Annotated in this window: 7 protein-coding genes; all 7 read right to left on the reverse strand. The window is 30.6% G+C overall.

The window, feature by feature from the left end; genetic code table 11:
- The coding region (locus ACIQVU_RS19950; RefSeq protein WP_402896979.1) for a terminase large subunit domain-containing protein at positions 1–1520 on the reverse strand (1520 nt) is incomplete at its 3' end.
- Position 1521: 1 nt separating this feature from the next.
- The gene (locus tag ACIQVU_RS19955; protein WP_402896981.1) at positions 1522–1902 is read right to left on the reverse strand and encodes a hypothetical protein; all 381 of its coding nucleotides are present in this window, start codon (positions 1900–1902) and stop codon (positions 1522–1524) included.
- A 795-nt stretch (positions 1903–2697) separates the two neighbouring features.
- Complete coding sequence (locus ACIQVU_RS19960) at positions 2698–3654, reverse strand: replication/maintenance protein RepL (RefSeq protein ID WP_402896982.1); 957 nt, start codon at positions 3652–3654, stop codon at positions 2698–2700.
- Between the two features lie 80 nt (positions 3655–3734).
- The gene (locus ACIQVU_RS19965) at positions 3735–3929 is read right to left on the reverse strand and encodes a hypothetical protein (RefSeq protein ID WP_402896983.1); all 195 of its coding nucleotides are present in this window, start codon (positions 3927–3929) and stop codon (positions 3735–3737) included.
- Positions 3930–3949: 20 nt separating this feature from the next.
- Positions 3950–4777 carry a hypothetical protein gene (locus ACIQVU_RS19970; protein WP_402896985.1) on the reverse strand — a complete coding sequence of 276 codons (828 nt, stop codon included), beginning with the start codon at positions 4775–4777 and terminating at the stop codon, positions 3950–3952.
- A 257-nt stretch (positions 4778–5034) separates the two neighbouring features.
- Entirely contained in the window at positions 5035–5214 is a 180-nt protein-coding gene (locus ACIQVU_RS19975) for a helix-turn-helix domain-containing protein (protein ID WP_402896986.1), read from the reverse strand.
- 85 nt (positions 5215–5299) lie between these two features.
- Positions 5300–5956 (reverse strand): SU10 major capsid protein (locus ACIQVU_RS19980; RefSeq protein WP_402896988.1); only part of this gene is annotated, 657 nt, incomplete at its 5' end.

Genomic DNA, 5956 nt, shown 5'->3' on the forward strand with positions numbered 1-5956 from the left:
TGATTCTTTTCAGTATTTCCTCGCTTATTGCCCATCTTTCCACTATTCTCTATGAACAGTTGCATCTGTTGTAATAGTTGCTTACATTCAATATTAACTAAACTTTTTTCAAATTGTTCTTTCATATCAGAAATGAAAATAGCCTTATTTCCTTGAGTAGTAGTCCAACCTAGTTGCAACTTTCTCTTACCGCGTTCATCAAATAATTTTTGCTTATACATATTTATATAACCGAGTTCTTTTCTTAATCGCTCTATAACTGGCAAACCATAACTGTTGCGTTCGACAACTAAAAAAGCGTAGTTATACCAACGTCCTAAAACGTCAATCAACTCCGCAAATTCATATACCGCTATTTTATTTGATTCAAAACTTAATACTTGCTGTCCTTCATCATCAAAGCATACAATTGTAGATGAGTCATTATTTCCACCACTTCCAGATGCAGTATCCACTCCAAAGTAATATTTTTTGCCTACTTTAGGGTAATCGAACAATACAATTCCCTTACTTGCCCATTGTCGAATCGTCTCAGGTAAGTTTGAGCGTACTTCTCTTTTATCAATTGGCTCATTTGCGTACGTTAAACGGTTTAATACCTTAGTTTGATTAAATACTGCATTACCTGTCGAAATAAATGATTCTAATGGATTGGAAGGATACTCCTGATAAAAGTCACTCTCTGAATCAAGGTCTAACATCTTCCATCTTCGCCATGTCAATTGAGTAAGTGTAGCACCTAACTTATGTAATGCTTGTTCTTCCTCATCTAAGTCATTTTCAGTTAACTTTTCACCATTATTATTAGCCTTATACCATTCAACAGCTTCCATATAATCATGTGCAAATTGTTTAGCGTATAATTTGTGATAGAAAGGTACAAAATAGGCAACATACTTAGATTTATTCTTCATGGCTTGCATGTATAGACGATAGAAATGATTTCCTGTACCATTAGACGTTGTTTCAATTGTTAATTGACTCTCACTACCTTTTGCAAGTGATTGCTCTACTGATAGTAATTGCTTTTCTTGGTTTGCATAGAAGGCATATTCTGAAAGGTGAATATATGTATATGTTGATCCTCGACCAACGTCTTTATTACCTGCTGTTACAGATTTAATTTTAGAGCCGTTTGAGAATACAAGTTCATCTCGATTGTCCCTTTTAACCTTTGCGAACAAGTCAGGATACCTATCTCTAGGTATGTAATCGTTCATCTGTTTCAACTTCTCGAATAAAGCCTTTGCACTATCTAATTTATATGAAACGATTAATATATTTTCATTTTCTTTGGTTAATGCTCTCCATAATGCACGACCTAATGTGAATGTAGAAATACCAGATTGCCTTGCTTTACCTACAATAATAAATCTGTTCCGCAGCATTAATTCTTCAATCTCTATCTGAGCATCATTCAATTCAAATTTAACTACATCATTGTTATTATCTGTTATGTATATAAAATTTTTCGCAAACAATGGGAAACTATCAAAAACTTTTTTTATCTTTGCATCCATCTTAATCTAACTCCAAATCATCATATGTATTAGTAGACTGCTTCCCTTTGTTAGTTTGCTTGTTATATGCCTGTACTTGTTTCTGTAAATCTAACAATAACTTTATGGACTTTTCATCACCTGTTAAAGCTTTTTCCTTTACGATAGCGTAAATATCCTCTAAATCCTTACCTGCCTGTGACTCAATCATAATATTGACTAAGTTGTGATATTCCTCTGTTTTTTCCCACTTCTTCATGTAACTTAAACTTTTGGATTGGATTCGTTTGCATATTTCTTCTTCTGTTAATGGTACTTCTCTCAGGACACTTAAATTATGCTTCCACAAAAAATATTCTTTCTTCTTCCACGATACTGTATTTAATGCTTCATATATATTCATTGTTTAATTTCCTCCTTCAATTAAAAAAGGATCACCTATTATGGGTAACCCTAGTGACGTACAACACGACACATTAAATTCGTTATCACTCTCTGTGATAGTTACATTATGTATCTGCGAAGTGCATAATAGACCTCACAACATACCAATTTGACATGTTGTACTATATCGGTACTTCTGAGGAACTAATATTTTCTTTCTGCCACTCAGGCATAGCGGATAAGGTGAGTTTGCACCTGATAGTAATAATGTTACAGTCAGGTCTCTCCTCATACTACGACTAATGTTCGTATAAGGTCGTCACCATTTCAGTTACGACTGAATTAAAATGAACCAACCGCAATTGTCTATATAACAATCTATATTTCTAAAACCATACGTTTTGACTATAATTATAATTTATTTTCTCATTAAATATTTAACTCTAAATTATTTATAATTATTATAAATCTAATAGTAAAATTAAATATAATTATGTAATTGTATATTATAATTACAGTCAAATTGTATGGTTTTAGAATAAAACATCTCTACCTCCAGTTTGTTCCCAACTACCGAAGTTCGTCAGTTGGCTTTTAGATATTGAAATTACATCACAGGGATAATAATATTATTACGACCCTGCCTCAAATTTGACGCACCCTATAAATTAAATTTCTAAAAACGGTAAAATTGACCTTATATATAATATATATACCATTTATTTATATATTAATTATTAAATATAAGTATAAAAATTATATATATTTATATTATATATATAGTCAAAAATACCGTTTTTAGAAAAATAGATTATTAAAATGGTAAATCCTCAATATTAATTTCAACTTTACCATATGTAAATTTTTCATCCATCTTCTTTTCATGTACCTTATTTGATACAAATTTTAATTTCTCATATTCAATCTTGTCGGCTGAAAAGTTAGCACTCACATTTACTTTATGAGTAGATGCTTTTCTATCTTTCTTAGGTACTGCAAAACTGAAATATTCCATGTTATGTACTGTAGTAATTAAATTATGAGAACGTAAAGCATCCATTACACGTTGTACGGTTTTTTCCGATAAACCTGTTTCTTTAGCAATACGTTTATGTGTAGCTTTAAAATCATTATTAAATTTATTACTTTTATCTAATAAATAGGCATATACATAGAATCCATTTACTCCAATATCATCTGTAGACATACAGAATAGGAACGTATTCATGTCAATTAGAGTTGTATCTGAAATATCAAAGAATGTACCTTCTACACATCCATCATCATATTCACGTTCAAATCCGAATACTGGATATTTACATGTTGATGCACGATTGATCTTCATTTGTTCTCTCCACTCATCTACTGTTTCATATTGAATCTCCTTACAAAACTCTTGAATTGTTGTGATTTTTGGTACTCGATCAATACCATACTCGTCATATTCCATCTCACTAATTATAGGAAAGTGATTTGTAGTTGTAAGAATATCCTTTTGCTCGAGTAAGCCATTCTTTTTAATTATGTAATCAACTGCTTTATTAGATGGTGTATATGTAAGTAATTCTTTGATTTCTTTACCATTTGGTACATAAGTACCATAAGTTGAATAGCGGTACATATACGTTTGAAGATAAATATAGGAATATGTAAAACCAATGTGTACTGGCTTCAATTCCTTATCTTCTTTCATTTGTAATAGTTGTGGAAATAATTCATTGGGCATTGCCACTTCTAAATTGTATTGTTGTAAGTTTTCTTTTAATGTCATCTCTTAGTTACCTTCTTTTTTTATGTATTTTATATAGAAAGGCACAACTCAAAACTGAATCATGCCTTATATGTTCAAATTTATTGTGCTTTTGTAATTAATGAGTAATCATGTAGCACATCGTAAAACGTTTTATCTCGTTCATACATAGTAAAGATACGACCATCTTTCAATGATTTAGCCTTTACAATGTAGTTGATTCTATTTTCTGTTAAATACCTAGACATCTTTGCGTCATAGCAATAATAAAAATTTTTATCATTTAATTTATCCATGTGGTATTTTCCTTTCTTACTTACTTATGTATTTTTGTCATTTGACTAAAACTGATTTTATCTTTATTTAATACTGCTAAACTAAATATTGTATTTCTTTCTGCTTTATCGTTAAATTTATGATATTGTTGTCTGTTTACAAAGTTATTTTTAAATTCTACAGACAATTCAAATTTTCCTTGTGGTATGTAAAATTTTGTTTCAAATAATTTTTCTAATTTTTCTTGATGTTGTGACGTGGGGAACGACACTAGACCATCTTTAAATATTAACTTTTCAGATGGCAAAGCCTTTTCAAAATCACTTTCTTTCGATCGGTCTAGTACATCTAACAAATTATCTAATCCAAGCATTTTTAAATAACTTATGTATGTATTTTTAAACTTTTTACTATAAAATCCTTTGTAGCCACCATCTATAGCTAGTAAAGCACGTTTACCATCAATTGTAGACGGCAATGGTAAATCATAATAAGCAATCATCTGTAATGCTGTACTCAAAGCACACTTTTTATAATAGTTTTTATCGTGGTTAATCATCATTATGCTATTAATATTTGCACTATTTGGATTAACACGATCATTACTATCAATGAGTGTTACATGATTATCCCACGTTTTTATATCCTTACTTATGACGGCTAAATCAATACCAATGTATTTATTGATTGTTTTATCTGCAATGTAAAAACCTTTGCGGTCTACATAAGCATTAGCCGTATATCCAAATAAATTATGTATAATTGTATTGCTGTAGGCACTATCTACATCATTGCCATATATTGTGTAGTGTCCTTCTTGTTTTTGATTGACCCATGCAGGGAACATATCCTTAATAATTTTATCCATTTAATAGCGATTGCATTAATAACAACCACCTCTACTTCTTGTTTCATCATAATAAATCTCCTCCTTATATCCTCAAAGCAACGTATATCTAGTATTAAATACAATATACATTGCAGTTAAATTAACAATTTATTGATTGTTTTTTTAACTTTCTATTATTTTTATTGTAAAAATCCTTTAAAAACATTAGAGCGGAATCAAGGAGAAGTAGTTTAAATTAATAACCAACCTTTTCAACTCTCTTTCGTTTAAATTTTTTAGTTTAATTTTTTGTTAATAATGTAGTCCTCATACATTTTTTGATTACGTTTGGTAAAGTGATACAAATTATTTTCGTACCGACTTATTAAACTGATACTAATACCCATATGTGCTGATAAATCTTTTAATTTAATTTTTTTACGTTTACGCATTACATATAAATCATCCTTTGACATCCTTATTGCTCCCCCTATATATCCTCAAATTAATAAAAAAGAGGAATCCCCGAAGTGGGGAAACCTCAATTAGTTATGTATTTAATTATTCCGTAACTGTTAAAACTGCTACTGCTTTAGGGCTACCTACTTTTAAAGTGTACTCACCTACAACATGACCTTTCGTACTATCTCCAACTTTTGCTAATGGTGTAAACGTTACAGGACGTAGCGCTGCCATATTTACGTATGAGTCATTAAATAAAACAATTTTATTCGCTGGAATATCACGACTTAATACAACGTTGACTACACCATAGTTTGTATTGATTGTCTCAACCATTAGACCAAAGTTTGTTGTTTGGTGTTGATAGCTATATTTATCTTTGTAAATAGCGTCAATTTTATCTTTTACATCTGCATTGACAAAGGCATAGTATGTACCAGTTGTTAATTTGTTGTCCCAAAGTTGACGCATACCATCTTTAATTAGTGCCTCAACATCTGTATTAGACTTAGCGTTACCATTATCAGCAAATTCAATTAGACCAGACATTTGACGAATAAATGGTGTTTTAGAGCCATCCTTTTTAACTCCATTAATTAGAATTGATTCTAACTTGATTTTTAATTCTAATAGGCGGTCTGCAATTTCCTCGTTGAATTTCGTTGATTGCATTGCTTCTGCTGTACCACTCACTGCAACAGCACGTTTAAAAATTTGAAGAATATTAGAGATTTCTCGTTTCGCTGATTGTTGGAA

The organism is Lysinibacillus sp. NPDC098008, from assembly GCF_044760715.1.
Taxonomy (GTDB): domain Bacteria; phylum Bacillota; class Bacilli; order Bacillales_A; family Planococcaceae; genus Lysinibacillus.

Bases quoted from the DNA above. Each gene is read 5' to 3' on its own strand.
- ACIQVU_RS19955 (WP_402896981.1), bottom strand. From the start codon at position 1,902: ATGAATATATATGAAGCATTAAATACAGTATCGTGGAAGAAGAAAGAA.
- ACIQVU_RS19960 (WP_402896982.1), bottom strand. From the start codon at position 3,654: ATGACATTAAAAGAAAACTTACAACAATACAATTTAGAAGTGGCAATG.
- ACIQVU_RS19965 (WP_402896983.1), bottom strand. From the start codon at position 3,929: ATGGATAAATTAAATGATAAAAATTTTTATTATTGCTATGACGCAAAG.
- ACIQVU_RS19970 (WP_402896985.1), bottom strand. From the start codon at position 4,777: ATGGATAAAATTATTAAGGATATGTTCCCTGCATGGGTCAATCAAAAA.
- ACIQVU_RS19975 (WP_402896986.1), bottom strand. From the start codon at position 5,214: ATGTCAAAGGATGATTTATATGTAATGCGTAAACGTAAAAAAATTAAA.